This is a genomic window from Psychroserpens citreus (assembly GCF_055686305.1).
The window spans coordinates 3,270,992-3,288,235 of the sequence record NZ_CM145999.1 but is presented as its reverse complement, the minus strand read 5'-3'; the positions used below and the strand labels follow the sequence as shown (position 1 = coordinate 3,288,235).

The following is a 17,244-nucleotide window of genomic DNA, read 5'->3' as shown; positions in this document are numbered from 1 at the left end:
TAGCAATTTTTTACGATATATACGTTAATATTAAAGATTTAATGATTTTAGAGCTTTGGTGATTTGCTTTGAAGCTTCTTCGTGACCATAACAGTTCCAATGAGCATCATAACCAAAAGTCCAATCTTCACCATGGTCATCTAAAACAACAACCTTAAATCCGTAAGCCTCAAGAAGATTAGCGAGCCCTTTGGTTGCTGTAGGCTTCAAAACGAGGATTTTATCTTCAATTGTATAGTTAGCCACAACATAATCTAAAAGTGACCTAAACTCCTTGTTATACTGTTCTAAATAAGGGATGGCGTATGTGTCTACTTTAGGTATATCGTCTTGTTTCTTAAAATTTATTGGGAATCTATTGTATAAATAATACATGAATTTCCAGTTGTAAAGGATTTTCTTTGCAAAAGGCGCTTTCATTTTGCCATATATAAACTCTTGCTTTTCTGTATTGAATTGAGTGATGTCTGATTGCGCTTCAATATTCGAAATACTTTCTTTGATATTATAATCATTAAGGCAAATAATCTGGTATTTAGGTTGTAAAGAATCTAAGTGCTTTGTGATTTCAAAAGATTCTATAAACGTTACTCCAGAACGCGCAGCTTCCAAGAAGTTTTGCTTGGGGAAATTCTGTTTTAAATAATAGGATTGATGACATTCATCAGGATTCATTAGGTTTTCAATAAATGAATCTCCAACAATAGTAATAAGGTTGTCAAAGCTATCTGGTAGCGGACCAGCCCAGCCTCTGTTGTTGACTTGCCATTTATGATTCCCATCACTCCATCCACCACTCTGATTTGGAATATATTTTTGTATGTAATCTTTGGTAATCGTTCTTTGTGGGATATCTGAAGTGAGTCCAAATAACCGTACAACAATTTCTCCTACAATTAGACCGTAGACTGCATAAAGGATTAATACTTTGAATAATTTTAGCATAGCGTTTAGAATTGAAAGTAAATAAAAGCACGTTGCGCATTATCGTCATAAAAAACAAACATAGAAATCACTATTGCTGTATATATAGCTACACGAACAATTCTGTATTTAAATTTAAAGGGATTCCTTTCATCTCTTCGAATTAAATATTCATAGACGACGAAAACCAATAGTAGTAAATAATAAGTCATCATATTTCCCCCTAATGGATGTTCGTAAGGAATGAATTCAAAGTTAGTGAAGATACGTTCTATGTAAGCAAATGAATCTGTTAATGTATCAGATCTAAAGAAGATTCTAGAAAATGTAACGATTCCAAAAGTTAGTATAAGTTGACCAAACTCTTTTAAGTTTGGAATTATCGTATTCTGGGCCACTACTGAATTTTTATATATCGTATTTCTTCCCATTAAGAATACTGGTATATAGGCAATAGCGTGAAAAGCTCCCCAAAAAATAAACGTCCAATTCGCGCCATGCCAAAAGCCACTTATTAAGAAAATAACACAAATGTTTCGTACCGATAATAATTTACTAACTCTAGATCCACCTAAGGGAATATAAACATAATGTCTAAACCAAGTTGAAAGCGATACATGCCATCGTTGCCAGTACTCAGCTACATTTCTTGAAAAATTCGGAAACTTAAAGTTAGACATCAACTCAAAACCAAACAGTTTAGACGTTCCGATAGCGATATCGGAATATCCACTAAAATCGCCATAAACCTGAAAACTAAACATAGTCACACCCAAAATTAAGGTTGATCCCGAATAATCACCGTAATTCATAAATATATCATCTACTATAGGAGCTAATGAATCGGCTATAACCACCTTCTTAAAAAGTCCCCAAAGAATTAAACGAAGCCCTTCTTTAGTTTGTTGGTAGTTGAAGTTTCGCTCAGATGTAATTTGAGTTAATAAGTTAGATGCTCTTTCAATTGGACCAGCAACTAACTGTGGAAAAAACGCAACAAAGGTCGCAAAAGATAAAAAGTCTTTAGTAGGTTTTATTCGCTTATAATAGATGTCTAACGAATAAGACATGGTTTGAAATGTATAAAATGAAATACCAACAGGTAGAATAATATTAAGTGTCCATGAGCTTTTTATGGAGTAGCCAAATAACTCAGTCATATCCATGAATGAGTCGACAAAGAAATTATAGTACTTAAAAAAACCAAGTAGTGAAATGTTAAACAAAACACTAACCCATAACCATGCTTTTTGACGTTTTTTGTCTTCCGAATATTTATCAATCAAAATTCCAACAAAATAATCTACAATCGTACTACCAATAATTAAAAAAAGAAAACGCCAGTCCCATAAGCTATAGAAGAAATAGCTTGCTGCTAATACTAATATGTTTTGTAATCTAAAATTCTTTTTGAAAACAAACCAATAAAGTAAAAATACAACAGGTAGAAATATCGCAAACTCAAAAGAATTAAACAGCATGAAATTGGTTAGTTAGATTTGGTTATTTTAAATGAGTGTCAAATATTTATCTTTAAGTGTTATAAAAACAAATATATACGATAAAAGGTTAATTTTCACGTTTATGCCTGTATTTGTTAGTGTATAGTTAATCGTAGATTAGAAAAAGTAAAAATTAATACTAACGACCGTGATTTTAGAAAAATATAGATTGTAATGTTTACTCAATATATTACATTTGCCTTGAACCTTAACGAATATCTTTTATCCTAACGCATGACACGAAACCCCTTTACATCTTCAACTTTTGAACGTATTTGGTCGAAGCACTTTAATGACGACAAAGTTTTGTTGTCGTTTAAGTTTATCAAAGGAGTAAAGTTTCTAAAGTATTCAAGGTTTGGTATTTATGTCAATGCAGGTAAGAATTTAACCAAAGGTATTGATTATAGTATCAATTATGAAGAAACAGATTATAAAGGAAAAACGTTTTTAATTTATGATGTGCCTACATATTTTGAAATAGCACCTTTTCATCCGCCCAAGTCTTCAAATTTGAAACTTAAGAAGATGTATCAGTATAAAGGGTTTCTAATGGATATTTCCAAATTCAATGATAAGGATGAGTATATCAATTCTCAATTTAGTTCGAAGAATAGGAGAGAGTTTAGATCTAATCAAAGACGTTTGGAGACTTGTTTTAATATAACGTATGAATTTATTAATGAATCTATTTCTAAATCAAAGTTTGATACGCTTTTTAAACAGTTTCATTTGTTACTTAATCAGCGTTTTGAAGGTAAACAGGTTAATTACCATCATTTAAGTCAGCATAAATGGAGCTATTATACAGAATTGGTTTTTGATATGTTGAAAGAGAAAAGAGCGTCACTACTTGTTATATACAATGAGACAGAACCAATTGGAATTACTTTAAATTTTCATGCAGATAGTGTGCTTTTTGAAACCATAACTGTTTTTGATCCCAATTATTATAAGTTCAGTATTGGTAAAACTTCGATTATTAAATTATTAGAATGGTGTTTTGAGAATGGCTTTCATATTTCTGATTTTTCCAAAGGTGATTTTGATTACAAGCACAAATGGGGTAATTTAGAATACGATTTTAACTATCATATTTTATACGATTCAAAATCGATTAGATCAATCCTTACTGCGAAGTATATTGAGTTGTTCTACATTTTAAAGTTATACTTGAGAAAAAAGAAAGTTAACGAACTCTATAGAAAATACAAATACATTTTATCAGGCAAAACATCAAAAAAAGTAAATAAATACAGTGGTTTTAAGCTGTCTAATCTTAAAGATGTTGAACTCCAAAACTACGATGAGATAAAAAATTATAATACAGATAATTATAAGTTTTTATTAGTGTTTATTTATTCATTTGCGTTTGCAAATCCAGAACCTATAGAACAGATTAAGGTCTACAAACAAAAGAATTCTCAAAAAACTTATATTATTTCTGGCTCTAAGAAAACACAACAAGTCGTGTTTAACTAGATTTTATTTCTAGCATTCTGTCACATTTCGAAAACAACTTACCAGCTTTATAGTTATTGTGCTGGTCTACTTCACTATGGCCTTTTAACCAATCAATATAGATAGCTGCTGTATTAATTCCTGCTTCATGTGAAAAGGGGTAACCTCCTCCAAATCTTGGATTTAACTCTAACACATAAAGTTCATTATTAGCTATAAATACATCACAATCCAAACTTCCAATGTGTTTTAAATGTGCAGAAATTTTTTGCCCAATAGTATTAAACCTGTCGTCTATAACAGAAACGGCTTTATCTGTTTCTCCAGAACGCATATTGACCTTTTCTCTAACAAACGTTCCATAATAATTACCTTCAAAATCATTAACGATATCCATCCCATATTCTATGCCATTCATTTTTTCTTGGATGAGAATAGCATTATCAATATCGTTTTCACTAGCCGTATTTAGAATTGATTTTTTGAGTTTTATATGCTGAAGCTTAAACGCCAATTCTAGCTCTTCGTCTGATTCAGGAAAATCAATCCCAATGGATGCGCTTCCCCAACGCGGTTTAACAACCAAAGGATATTGAAGGCTTCCTTCTTTCATAGCCAATCGCACGTCATTAAGTGACGTAAATGTTTTTGGGGTTTTTAATCCGATTTTTTTTAAAAAATTGAAGGTTTCAATCTTATCAAAAGCAATGTCAATAACTCGCTCATTAGAAATAATAACACGGGCTCCAGTGGTTTCAAGCTCTTTTTTGTGCTTTGAAAGAATTGGAAGCTCTAAATCGTTTAAAGATATCACAGCAGTAATGTGATGCTCAATGATGATTTTTTTGAGCTCGTCGATATAATTATCGCTGTAGATACTTGGAACTAATATTGCTAAATCTGCATCTACCATTGCAGGTGCAGAAAGGCTCATATCGGCTGTGATAATTTGACCTTCACCTTCTAACGCCTCTTTAAAATAATTGATTAAATAATTGCGTCTACCTGCACAAGTAAAAAGTATATTTATTGCCATGAATTATTCTTGTTTTGTAGTTTCTGTCCCCATAAAATCAGGTACAATATCATTATCTACACTATAAATTCCATCTTTTTTAATGACTTTATATAGTGTTAAAAATAGAATTTTTAAATCTAATAGAAAGCTTAAGTTTTTTACGTACCAAACATCATACTCAAATTTTTGTTCCCAGCTTATTGCGTTTCGACCATTTACTTGAGCCCAGCCTGTAATTCCCGGTTTAATTAAATGACGTTGTTTTTGAAAATCATTATATCTCGGTAAATATCTTATTAAAAGAGGTCTTGGACCAATTAAACTCATATCTCCTTTGATGACATTAAGTAATTGTGGGATTTCATCTAGTGAATATTTTCTAACAAAGATACCAGCTTTTGTTAAACGCTCAGAAGGAGGAAGGAGGTGTCCATTGTCATCAGTTTTGTCATTCATCGTTTTAAACTTGATGATTTTAAATATGCGCTCATCTTTACCAGGTCGCTCTTGATAAAAGAAGGCTTTACCATTATTTTTTATCATTAAGACAAACCAAGTTATAGCAAATATGGGAAAGAGTATGAGAAATCCAAGGCTAGCTGCAATGAAATCTATTAAACGCTTAATGATATGTTTGTACAATTTCATTCTTCTAAACTTTTATAGGTTTTTAAAAGCTCATTCCATACATATTCTTGCTCATAACGTTTTATGATCCTAGAACGAGTATGGGCTATCATGGCTAATCTTTTTTCAGGATGATCAATCATAAATTGCATAGCGTTTTCCAATGCTATTTCATTTTTTGTTGGAATAATCAATCCATTAAGTTCATGCTCAATAACTTCATTACATCCGTTAATGTCTGACACAATACAAGGTAAGCTCATACAGCTAGCCTGTAGCACAACATTAGGGAATCCTTCTCGATAACTCGGAAATGTTAGTACATCCGAAATGGTAACATACGGCCTAATATCTTTTTGCATCCCAACAGCGAGAATTTGAGCATTGGATGTTATTAAAGCCTCGGTTTCCGGTAAAAGAGGGTCCAAATGATCCTCTTTTGGTCCAACAAGTATGAGTTTACTAGCTGACACTTTCTTTGATAAACTATCAAACGCTTTTACCAACTCATTAATACCTTTGTCTTTAACTATTCTACCAATAAAAATAAAAACAATATCTGAGTCTTTTATACCAAGCTCTTGTTTTAAGGTATTCCTTTGTTCCTCAGAGATTAATGCACTATCGTAATGCTTAGTATCTATCCCATTAGAACTTCCTTTACCAATAACTTTAAGCTTTGAAGCTTTGGTGTATTTGTTTTGAAGAATAATATCTTTTAATCCAAATGAATTGGGTAAAATTTGTGTTGCACAACTATAAGTGAATTTTTCTACGGTATCTAGCAGTCGTCGTTTGGAGCCTGAAATTTCTAAAAGGGGCAAGCCAGCAATAGTGTGTAAACGATGTGGTACTCCAGCAAGCTTTGCAGCAAGCATTCCCAGTGTTCCTGCCTTAGGTGTGTGTGTATGAACAATGAAAGGTTGTTCCTTTTTAAAAAATTTGTAAAGCTGGTAAGTGGCTTTAAGATCTTTAATAGGAGTAATGGTTCTTGTCATTTCAACCACATAAGTCTCAATGCCTTCATTTTGTCTCACCTCAGTCAAAGCATCTCCATCACCAGAAACACCAATAACTTCATAATACCGGTTCATATAACGATGCTGGCCTTTTAGGAGTGTTCTTAAGGAAGAAGGGACGGTTGTTATGCGTATGAGTTTTTTCAAAGTAATTGCTTAGCTTAGATATGTTTTTGAATACCATTTCTGAAAACAGAAAAAAGACCATACTTTAAAGGTATTATCTTCTTTTCCATTAATATGATTGCTAACTAGTTTTATGATTTGCTCGACATTGAAAATAGCCTGGCTTTTTAATAAGGACCTATCAATATAGCTCAAGAGTTCTTGCTTTAAGCCACTCCTTAGCCAGTCACCTACAGGTACACCAAATCCTTGTTTAGACTTTTCAAGAAAGCCTTCTGGGAAATCTTCTTTAAATGCTTCTTTTAGGATATGTTTTTTACTCCATTTTTTTAATAGATAATCTTCAGGAAGACTCATCGTAAATTCAAACAAATCTCTGTTTAAGAAGGGTGCTCTGCATTCTAATGAATTAAGCATACTTGTTCGGTCTACTTTAACTAACATGTCGCCTTCTAAACTTAAATGCCTATCAATAGTTCTAAAATCGTTCAATGATTTAGGATTAGATATACCAGTTTTAGTTTTGTAATAATCAAACAGGTTTTGCTTTTGATAGTCATCTGTCAATAATGTATTGATATCATTAGTTTCAAAACCTAAAGAAATGATATCCCAATAATAACTGTCATTATAATCAATTGCATTTACTAATTTATTGAGCTTGTATTTAAATCCTCGACTATCATCTTTTCGTTTTAATGAAGCTGAAGACATTGATTTTATACCATTATGAATAAACTCTGGAACAAATTTGGTATAACGACTGTTCAATTTTCCAATGTAATATTTATTATAACCTCCAAATACTTCGTCGCCACCATCTCCTGTTAAGGCAACTTTTACATAAGATTTTGTTTTGTTAGATACTAAATAGGTTGGGAGGGACGATGAATCTGCAAATGGTTCATCAAAATTTTGAAGAATACTGTCAATATTTTCCCCTAAATCAGACTCATTAATAATGAATTCGTGGTGATTACTATCAATCTGTTTAGCAACAACTCTAGATTTATCAGTTTCATCAAATGTTGCTTTTTCAAAACCTATTGAAAAGGTATCGATTTTAGAATTGCTAATTTCAGACAAACAATATGATACGACAGAGGAATCTACACCTCCAGAAAGGAAGGTGCCTAAAGGAACATCTGACACAGATCTAGATTCAACACTCTTAAATACACGATTTTTGACTTCTTTCTTAGCTTCGTCAAATGATAATGTGGATTTTTCTTTTGAAGTCGTGTCATGGATTTGATGAATAGAAAAATTAAAATTTTCTAAATCATAGGCAATGTAATTATTTGCTTCCAATTTATGTATATCTTCATAAATGGTGTAAGGTGCAGGAATATATGTGAGTCTGAAATATAAATTCAAACCATCTTTACTTATTACAGGTTTTGTTGGTAGACAATTAAAAATAGATTTTAATTCTGATGCCCAATAAAAGCTGTTTTTGGTATTAGTATAGTACAATGGTTTTTCACCAAAGAAATCTCTTGCAATATATAGCTTATTAGCCTTATAATCATGAATACTCAAGCCAAACATTCCATCAAGCATCGCAAAACTATCAGTTCCATAAGTTTCATAAAGCTTTAATATAACTTCTGTATCACTTGTTGTATCGAAGGAAATGCCTTGTGCTTTTAGTTGTTGTCTAAGTATTTGAAAATTATAAATTTCACCATTAAAAACGATACTTATGCTTTTGTCTTCAGAAAACATGGGTTGATCGCCTGTACTTAAATCAATAATTGATAAGCGTCGCATTCCCATACCAACTGCATATTGAGAGCCATTTTTTGTATACACACCGTCATCGTCAGGTCCACGATGTATGATCAAGTCATTCATTTTTGAAAGCGTTTGCTTTACAGTATGAAGTTCTTGTTCAGATTTGAATATGACACCATTAATTCCGCACATAGTTATTATTCGTTATCTAATATTAATTTAACTTCTTTATAAATCTCAGGGAGATCATATTGTTTTGCTTTTTTGTAACCTAAATCACTATACTTTTTTCGTATCTCATCATTCTCCTTAAAAAACGTGATGGCTTTAGTTAATGCAATATTATCATTTACATTGATAAGTATACCGTATTTGGCCAGATAAAATTCACCATCTTCGATTTGAATGGCTTCATTATCATTAAGAATTTCTAGAGGTCCAGACATACAATTTGTAGAAATTACTGGCACTCCAATTGACATAGCTTCAAGTAATACATTTGGAAACCCTTCGGTAATAGAAGATAAAACAAAACAATGACTATTCAATAAATAGTCTCTAACGTTCTTGACTTTTCCAGGCATGTCAATATCATTTTTAATATCATGTGTTAGGATATAGTCTTTTAAATCTTGAGTAAGATTACCAGTTCCCAAAATAGTAAGAGATACATTGTTTTCAATTGTTCTCAGGGCATTTAGGATTAGTTCTTGGTTTTTCGCATACGAATGACTCCCCACATTAATGATCTTAAAAGGAGTTGATTTATTATAAGTGTCTATAAAAGGTTTTGGATGATCAATTTCAATAGGGTTATAAATCACGTTCATAGGAATCTTAATCTTGAAATTGTTCTTCAAATCTTCATTGATATGAACCGAATTTGAAAATAAACGATCATTTCGGTTATAAAAAATAGGATAGAAAATCTTAGCCATTTTCATAGCAAATGTCCCTTGTTTGTACATTTCCGAAGGATAACAACGTTCACTAATAACTGTATGCGTGTCTTTATGACTCACATGATTAGCAATTATACTGTTTATGATATTGGGTAAGGCCAAAAAAGACATGGCAATATCAAATTTTTCACGTTTTACAATCTTATAATATTTATAGATAAACATGACTGTACTTTTGAGCTTACTATGAGGTGGTTTATTCTTGAGAATATTAGATTTACCCAAAACATGCAATTTTACTTGTTTAGGAATATCAAATTCGATGTCGTTAGATAATAATACTAAGGTCACATCATAATCATGAACCAAGTGTTTTAACAGTAAGCTAATGACACGTTCTGCGCCTCCCATGTTAAGACTAATTGTTAATATGCATATTTTTTTTTTGCTCATTTGTAGGCTATTGAATATTATAAATTATTCGGTATGATTTGGTTGAAATATAAAGTTTGAAAGTGACGCATTAAAATTTTTGTAATAGAAGCTTTTCTTTGAGGTTTCATTTGCTTTGGTTTGAATGTCAATCAAAAAACTATCGTAATGATTTATGATGTATTTTAACTTTTCGAACATTTTAGCGTTGTCATCGGTTGGGACAATAAATCCATTTTCGCCATCTTTGATAAAAAGTTTGTTGTCACTCACATCTGTAACTAAAATTGGTTTTCCATGATCTAGATAGTCTGAAAGTTTTGTAGAAAAACCATAATTGTTTTGAAGTGTATAACCACGCGGAATTACCAAAAGATCTTGTTGATTAAGAAATGTCGATAATTCTGTTGCATTTAAATTTCCATAGTACTTTATATTATCCTTAATACCTAAATTACTGGCAATGTTTTCTATTAATAACTCTTGATGATTTTTTTCGAGATATCCGCATAAATTTAAAGTAAAGTTGTAATCGCTTTTATGAAGTTCACCAAGAACCTTAAAGAAATTAGACAAATTCTCTTTGATAGGATGAATACTCCCAGAAAATCCAATATTGAACGTGTTTTTACGGCTGTAAATCGAATTAGAAAACGTTTTGTTTAAATTTGGATTGGTCAGAATTGGAATTCGTAATGTTGTTGAATTAAATCGTTTACCATAGTCTTCAATCGCTGTTGAAATACAAATTAATCCATTATAGTATCTGAGGCAACTTTCCAAACCAGAAAATACAGTTTTGTAAATGATTTTTTTAATCGAATACTTAGGGCGTTTTATACTTAAGCTGTCATGAAAAGTAGACGTATATTTCCTTACCTCATTTAACTCATAAAACACGTTGCATTTTTTTCTAAATTTCAAATAAAATAATGCAATAATTTCTAAGTAAACCAAAGGTGAAGGATAGAATATGTAACCTTGTTTTTTGCCTACATGCTTAGAAAATTGATATAAGTTTTTAATGAATTTACAGGTACCTAAAAAACTTTTTGTAATGGTGTTGTTTTCTAGAATAAATACATTTGGGTGCACTTCTATTAATGTGTGTTCATTTATTGGTGATGAACTACATGTTAATAAATATACAGCAGTATCATCACTTGCGATTGCTTGTGCATAATACAACATTCGAGTAACTCCAGCATTTTTTACTGAAAAGTTAAAATTACTATATATAAAAACTGCCCTCTTCAATTCTTATCATTTAGACCAAACCACTCTATTTACGTAGTCGATATACGAAATAATGATTCGAACTACTTTTTCACTTACATTAGGCATCGAATAATCGGCAACCCTTCTAAAATTTCGTTCAGGATTTCTTTCCTGTACTTTTAAAGCAGCTAAACCTTGTAAAATACGTTCTGGTTTAAGTCCTACCATCATTACAGAAGCTTCTTCCATGGCTTCTGGGCGCTCATGAGCCTCTCTAATATTTAATGCAGGAAAGTTTAAAATTGAAGACTCTTCCGAAATGGTTCCACTATCAGACAAAACAGCAAAAGCATTTCGTTGTAAAGCGTTATAATCACTAAAGCCCAAGGGTTTCATGAATTTTACTTCATCTCGCACTTTTACATCTTTTGCATTAATCATATTACGAGTTCTCGGGTGAGTTGATACAATGATTGGAAATTTATAGGTATCGGCAATTTCATTTAAACTATTTATTAGCCCATTAAAGTTTACCTCGTTGCTAATATTTTCCTCACGATGAGCTGATACTACAAAATACTTGCCGTTTTCAAGATTGAGACGATTTAATACATCAGATTCTTTTATTTGATCAAGGTATTTGTGTAATACTTCAAACATTGGACTTCCAGTTTTGATAACTCTATCAGCAGGTAAGCCTTCTCTCAACAAGTATTCACGAGCAATATCACTATAAGTTAGGTTGATATCGGCTAAATGATCTACAATTCGTCTATTGGTTTCTTCTGGAACTCGCTGGTCAAAGCATCGATTCCCAGCTTCCATATGAAAAACAGGGATTTTACGTTTCTTAGCCGTGATAGCAGCTAAACAACTATTTGTATCACCTAAAACAAGAAAGGCGTCTGGTTGTTCTTGTTCTAGAATTGGATCAATATTAATTAAGATTTGACCTATAGTTTCTGTAGCAGAACCTTTGGCAGCGTTGAGAAAATGATCAGGCTTACGCAATCCAAGATCTTCAAAAAATATTTCATTTAGCTCATAATCATAGTTCTGACCAGTATGAACCAATATATGATCGATGGCTTCATTTTTGTCTAAAGCTAATATGACACATGATAATCTTATGATTTCTGGTCGTGTTCCTACAACGGTAACAATTTTTAATTTTTTCATGACTTATACATTTTCAAAATACGTGTCTGCATCTTCAGGGTTATACGGCTCGTTAATCCAGAACAAGGTAACAAGTTCTGTATCTCCTATGTTTTTAATATTATGTGTATACCAAATTGGCATATCAACATAAGCAGGATGCTCACCATCCAAATAATAATCTATTACTTTATTTGTTCCAATTTTTCGCAATTGAATTAATGCCTTTCCGCTAATTACTGCAAAACGCTCCGCTTTTCTGGTATGGAAATGATTTCCTCGAGTAATTCCTGGAACAGTGGTTGAAAATGAGAACTGTCCGCTAGTTTTGGTTCGAGCAATTTCAACAAACATCCCTCTTGGATCTGTATGTTTCTCAAAAAGTACGGGGTAATGATCCTCAGGAACATAACATCTATAGGTATTAAAAAGCGCTTTTTCAAAAGTGTCTTCTAAAGATGGAAAAACTCCATTTTCTAAATAATTGGTTTTGAATGATACTAGTAGATCCAAAATCTCTGATACTTTTCTAGAACTTGTATGCGGAACAAGATATTCGTAACACGACGTGTTAAATGCATCAGTTTTTATAGTGCCCTTAATAACACCAATAAAAGCAGCAACTAATTCATTGATATAGATTAAATTGACTTGTGAGTCTACATGAACTTCAGGAGTTTCTCCATGGGTTAATTTATGACAGAATGTTGCAACAAATGAGTTGTAATTTGGTTTGCCAAAAGGGCCGAACACATTTGGGATAGTCAAAGATGTAAATTTTCCACCAGACTCAACAGCCCATTTTTCTAAAATAGCCTTTCCTTCTTTTTTTGATTTTCCATATAAATTATCTCTTAATTCTTGAGTAGACGATGAGAATACAATATGAGGAGTAGAACTTGTTTGTATACATGCCTTAACAAGTTTGTCTACCAAATCAATATTTGTATTATATATAACTTGTTGGTCCTCATGTCGATTCATTGCTGCCAAATGAACAATAACCTCACAATTAGAAACGAAAGTTTTTAATGCTTTATCATTTTCAAAAAACGATCTTTCAAAAGGCACCAATTCAATTGAGTCATCAAGCGTTAAGGTTGTATAAAGGTGGTTTCCAATAAAACCTGCCTGTCCTGTTATTCCAATTTTTATCATAGTCTTACCATTTATTTAACCATTTATTGGTTTCAAATCTATAATCGTCATGTTTTGATGCTTCTAAATCAAAGTTAGAAAACACCATAAGTTTTGAACCTTTAGCTACTGCTTTGAAGCCATTAGCATAGCCTCCTGGGATATATAAAACTTGTGGTTTATTTTCATTTAATTCTATGGTGAATACATCTAGTTGTTCCGAGGGATTTTCAAAGGAGTCTAATTTGACCAAATTTATTTTAAATGAACCATGCGTACAATAGAACCATTTGGATTCTTTTTTATGTGCTTGCCAAGCTCTAATTATAGTGGTGTCTTTAGGTGCAATTTCGTAAAAGCGGACAATGGGTTGCAAAGAAAACTCATTGATAAATGAGAGTGCACCCCTATCATCGGTAAATACATTACCTTGAATTATTTGGTGTTCATTACTCATTTAAACTATCTTTTATGAATTGCAGATTCATGAGGGTGTCTTTAAGCGCTTCTTTTGTTAATTGTGTTGTATTATGAGAATGATAATCTTCAATTTTACTAATATCTTTTTCGCCTTCTGAAAAATAACGATTATAGTTCAAATCTCTATTATCAGCAGGGATTCGGTAAAACTCACCCATATCCTCAGCTTTTTGCATTTCCTCACGAGTACAAAGGGTTTCATATAATTTTTCACCATGTCTTGTACCAATAATTTTTATATCATTTTTTGCCTTGAAGATATCTTGAATAGAAGCGGCTAAATCACCAATTGAACTTGCAGGAGCTTTGTTTACAAATAAATCTCCTTGATTTCCATTTTTGAACGCAAATATCACAAGATCAACAGCATCTTCTAATGACATTAAAAATCGCGTCATATTTGGATCAGTAATAGTGAGCGGCAGATTATCTTTAATTTGTTTAACGAAAAGAGGAATCACAGAACCTCTTGAAGCCATCACGTTTCCATATCTAGTTAAGCATACTGTAGTACTATTTTCAGAAATATTTCTAGATGCGGCAATGGCAACCTTTTCCATAAGCGCTTTACTAATTCCCATAGCATTAATTGGGTAAGCAGCTTTATCTGTACTTAAGCAAATTATTTTACCAACATTGTTTTTGATGGCTGCATCAATCGTATTTTGAGTTCCTAGAACATTGGTTTTGGTAGCTTCAATTGGAAAAAATTCACATGATGGTACTTGTTTCAATGCAGCCGCATGAAATACATAATCAACACCGTTCATGGCTCTATCAATACTATTAAAATCTCTAACATCGCCAATATAGAACTTTACCTTGTCATTTTGAAGCCGATTTCTCATGTCATCTTGCTTCTTTTCATCTCTACTGAATATTCGAATTTCTTTAATGTCAGTATCTAAAAAACGGTTTAAGACTACATTACCAAATGAGCCCGTGCCTCCAGTAATTAAAAGAGTTTTTCCTTTAAACATATTTATTTTTTTTTATGAATTTGGTATAATAATAATACATCATGAATAGATAAGTTCCGCTAGCAAGAATCTTAGTAATTATTGCTCCAGTAACACCATAATACTTTACTAAGATAGTATACCCCAAAACATTAACAATTCCTACTATAAATGCAGAATTTCTCAACAATTTACCTTTGCCTTTTGCACCTAAAAATCTATTAATGAGATCTCCAAAACCATGCAGCAGAAAGCCTAAAATTAATATTTTTGATATATCTATTGCGGGTGAAAAGTCTTCAGAATAAAACAATAGAAAAACGCGTTCAATAAAAACATAAAATATCATTAGCGCAAAAGCAGTGGCTAAAATAGAAAAAAATATGACCTTTTTTGGTATATAATCGAAGTTTGCAAATTTTTTAAAAAGCACTGTCCCTAAAACAGATGGAACCATTATTAATGGAGAGCAGACAGTCATTGCTAATGTAAAAAATCCCACTTGGGTATTGTCAATATAGTAGGATAATGAAAAACCTACAATATGAGCTGTTGCAACACCTGCTAAACTTCCAAAATATATTGGCTTTCCATTCGTGTTATTTTCATGAACTACATCTTTGATATGATTTTTTTTAATTTTAAAATCTGGTTTAAGTTTAAAAATGATTACAATAATAAATAACAGTTGTAGACCATAAAAGAGCAATAATATATCTTCAAGATAGAGTGGGTTATCTAGATTATATACATAAGCAATAATTAAATAGAGTAGTGCAGGAATAGCATTTAATATTGAAAGTGTATAAATTTTGTTTAAGCCTTTTAAAATTTCTCTCATGGCAATGCTCCCTAAAATGGCAAATATTAGAAATGAATATTTCCTGAACATTGGACCCAAATTCCCAGAAAACCAGATAGGTTCTAAAAAAGAAAATATGATTAATAAAATGACTCCTATGGCACCTGCAATGAGTAATGCTAAAACGAAAAAACCAATGAGTTTATGAGTATAGGTTTTGCTTTTTGATATGGCTAGCATTCTTGTTATGGAAATAAAAACACCTACAGAGACTAGGCTTGCTAAAAAGCGAAATACGGTTTCAATGAATTTAAAATCTCCAAATGCTTCTTTTCCTAATACACTGGTATTAAATACACTTATGGCAAAACCTAAGGTTATTCCTATAAATGTGGAACCATATAAGGTAACGATCTTCTTTATAATATCTTTATCTAAATTCACTTCGTTTGCTGTATTTATATAGAAGACGTCCTTGAATAACACAAATAATAAAAAAATAGAAATCAACAGACATTGTTGAATAAATCGCAACACCAGCGCAAGCTAGAGTCCAGATCACTAAAACAAAAGATTCAACTCTTGTTTCATAGTCTTGATCTTTTTTAATAAATAGTTTAAATGGAATAATAGCAGTCAAATAAAAGTACATCATTGCTGGGATTAGTCCAGCCCACCATAATAGTAAAAGCCATTGATTGTCAAGATATGGATAAGGTCGTCCATTAAAATCCCATTTAGAGTCAAAACCAGTTCCTACAATTAAATCATAGAAGTTGACCTGACTTAAAAATGCAGTTAATTGATTTGAGCGCGTGTCATTTGTACCACGTTGTTGCAGTAGTTCTAAAGAGGTACTCAGTGCTTCAGTATTTAATAAAACATAGGTAAATAGTATACCTACAATCAGTCCGCCAATCGCATAAAACGTTTTTTTCTTGGTATGTATGAAATCGAAAATGATCACCATTAAAAAAATTAATAAAAATGACCTTGTTAATGTGATTAAAGCAGTAGATATCCCAATGACAATAGCAAAAATTCGAATAATTCTCAGTTTTTTATTATCCTTCAGAATTAGAAATACAAATGGTGATATCCATACTAGGTTTGTAGCATAGACACGATACTTAGCAAGAGACTGGCCACGATATAATCCAATTCCTGAAACCACCAAGCTATAAATAACATATGCAGAAATTACAATTACAGATACCAGAAGAAATTTTTTAAAAACTTCATATCTTTTATCATCAAACCCCACGAAAATTAAACCCAAACAAATCCACGGCCCTATACCTTTTGTATCCATAAAACCTGTCACGTCTGCTATACCTGGGCCAGTTATGAGGTAGTTTATGGTGATATAACCGAGAATTATTAAGTAAGCAATAAAAAATTTCGGCAAATATTGCTTTCGAGATTGGAATATACTGAAGAGAACCGCAACAAAAATAAATATTACAGAAAGCGATCTAAAGTACTTTTCTACCCCTAGCGAAATTGAACCAGAGGTTAATTTACTGTATAGACGTTCTTGAGCAAAATACACAAAAACTAAGCCTAGGGCTAAACCTATGATGAATAAATAGGTAATTAACTTATTTATGTTATCTGTGTTGTTCAATTAGTGTGATTGTTTTGACTTGATAAGCTATTTGATTTGGTTCAATATAAAGTATTTGCTTGTAAGTAGGTTATTAAATAGGTTCAAAGATGTAAAATTGAAATGAGAATAACCT

15 protein-coding genes are annotated in these 17,244 nt (G+C 31.8%); 1 reads left to right on the top strand and 14 read right to left on the bottom strand.

From position 1 onward, the window contains the following. Window positions 1-30: 30 nt before the first annotated feature. Window positions 31-945 carry a hypothetical protein gene (locus ACTU6T_RS14670; protein ID WP_460218947.1) on the bottom strand — a complete coding sequence of 305 codons (915 nt, stop codon included), beginning with the start codon at window positions 943-945 and terminating at the stop codon, window positions 31-33. 5 nt (window positions 946-950) lie between these two features. Continuing rightward, entirely contained in the window at window positions 951-2,405 is a 1,455-nt protein-coding gene (locus ACTU6T_RS14665) for an MBOAT family O-acyltransferase (RefSeq protein ID WP_460218946.1), read from the bottom strand. Between the two features lie 255 nt (window positions 2,406-2,660). On the opposite strand from ACTU6T_RS14665, the gene ACTU6T_RS14660 reads away from it, so the two are divergent. Next, entirely contained in the window at window positions 2,661-3,908 is a 1,248-nt protein-coding gene (locus ACTU6T_RS14660; protein WP_460218945.1) for a GNAT family N-acetyltransferase, read from the top strand. Here the strand turns inward: ACTU6T_RS14660 and ACTU6T_RS14655 are convergent. From ACTU6T_RS14655 to ACTU6T_RS14600, 12 genes are all read right to left on the bottom strand, one after another. Further along, entirely contained in the window at window positions 3,901-4,923 is a 1,023-nt protein-coding gene (locus ACTU6T_RS14655) for an ATP-grasp domain-containing protein (RefSeq protein ID WP_460218944.1), read from the bottom strand. The genes ACTU6T_RS14660 and ACTU6T_RS14655 overlap by 8 nt on opposite strands. 3 nt (window positions 4,924-4,926) lie before the next feature. Beyond that, window positions 4,927-5,547, bottom strand: a complete 621-nt coding sequence (locus tag ACTU6T_RS14650) for a sugar transferase (protein WP_460220777.1) — start codon at window positions 5,545-5,547, stop codon at window positions 4,927-4,929. A 2-nt stretch (window positions 5,548-5,549) separates the two neighbouring features. Further along, on the bottom strand, window positions 5,550-6,626 hold the full coding sequence (locus ACTU6T_RS14645) for a glycosyltransferase family 4 protein (RefSeq protein ID WP_460218943.1): 1,077 nt from the start codon (window positions 6,624-6,626) through the stop codon (window positions 5,550-5,552). Window positions 6,627-6,707: 81 nt separating this feature from the next. Further along, a complete protein-coding gene (gene asnB, locus ACTU6T_RS14640) occupies window positions 6,708-8,606 on the bottom strand; it encodes an asparagine synthase (glutamine-hydrolyzing) (RefSeq protein WP_460218942.1) in 1,899 nt (632 codons plus the stop codon). A gap of 5 nt (window positions 8,607-8,611) precedes the next feature. After that, window positions 8,612-9,769 carry a glycosyltransferase gene (locus ACTU6T_RS14635; protein WP_460218941.1) on the bottom strand — a complete coding sequence of 386 codons (1,158 nt, stop codon included), beginning with the start codon at window positions 9,767-9,769 and terminating at the stop codon, window positions 8,612-8,614. A gap of 24 nt (window positions 9,770-9,793) precedes the next feature. Beyond that, window positions 9,794-11,005: a glycosyltransferase gene (locus tag ACTU6T_RS14630; protein WP_460218940.1), complete on the bottom strand. Its 1,212-nt coding sequence runs from the start codon at window positions 11,003-11,005 to the stop codon at window positions 9,794-9,796. A 6-nt stretch (window positions 11,006-11,011) separates the two neighbouring features. After that, complete coding sequence (gene wecB, locus ACTU6T_RS14625) at window positions 11,012-12,145, bottom strand: non-hydrolyzing UDP-N-acetylglucosamine 2-epimerase (protein ID WP_460218939.1); 1,134 nt, start codon at window positions 12,143-12,145, stop codon at window positions 11,012-11,014. A gap of 3 nt (window positions 12,146-12,148) precedes the next feature. Beyond that, window positions 12,149-13,282: a polysaccharide biosynthesis C-terminal domain-containing protein gene (locus tag ACTU6T_RS14620; protein ID WP_460218938.1), complete on the bottom strand. Its 1,134-nt coding sequence runs from the start codon at window positions 13,280-13,282 to the stop codon at window positions 12,149-12,151. Between the two features lie 4 nt (window positions 13,283-13,286). Then, window positions 13,287-13,718 carry a WxcM-like domain-containing protein gene (locus ACTU6T_RS14615; protein ID WP_460218937.1) on the bottom strand — a complete coding sequence of 144 codons (432 nt, stop codon included), beginning with the start codon at window positions 13,716-13,718 and terminating at the stop codon, window positions 13,287-13,289. Continuing rightward, window positions 13,711-14,721, bottom strand: coding sequence for a polysaccharide biosynthesis protein (locus ACTU6T_RS14610; protein ID WP_460218936.1), 1,011 nt, complete (start codon window positions 14,719-14,721; stop codon window positions 13,711-13,713). The genes ACTU6T_RS14615 and ACTU6T_RS14610 overlap by 8 nt, the downstream gene beginning before the upstream one ends. Next, a complete protein-coding gene (locus ACTU6T_RS14605; RefSeq protein WP_460218935.1) occupies window positions 14,714-15,946 on the bottom strand; it encodes a lipopolysaccharide biosynthesis protein in 1,233 nt (410 codons plus the stop codon). The genes ACTU6T_RS14610 and ACTU6T_RS14605 overlap by 8 nt, the downstream gene beginning before the upstream one ends. Continuing rightward, the gene (locus tag ACTU6T_RS14600) at window positions 15,933-17,129 is read right to left on the bottom strand and encodes a hypothetical protein (RefSeq protein WP_460218934.1); all 1,197 of its coding nucleotides are present in this window, start codon (window positions 17,127-17,129) and stop codon (window positions 15,933-15,935) included. The genes ACTU6T_RS14605 and ACTU6T_RS14600 overlap by 14 nt, the downstream gene beginning before the upstream one ends. Window positions 17,130-17,244 lie beyond the last annotated feature (115 nt).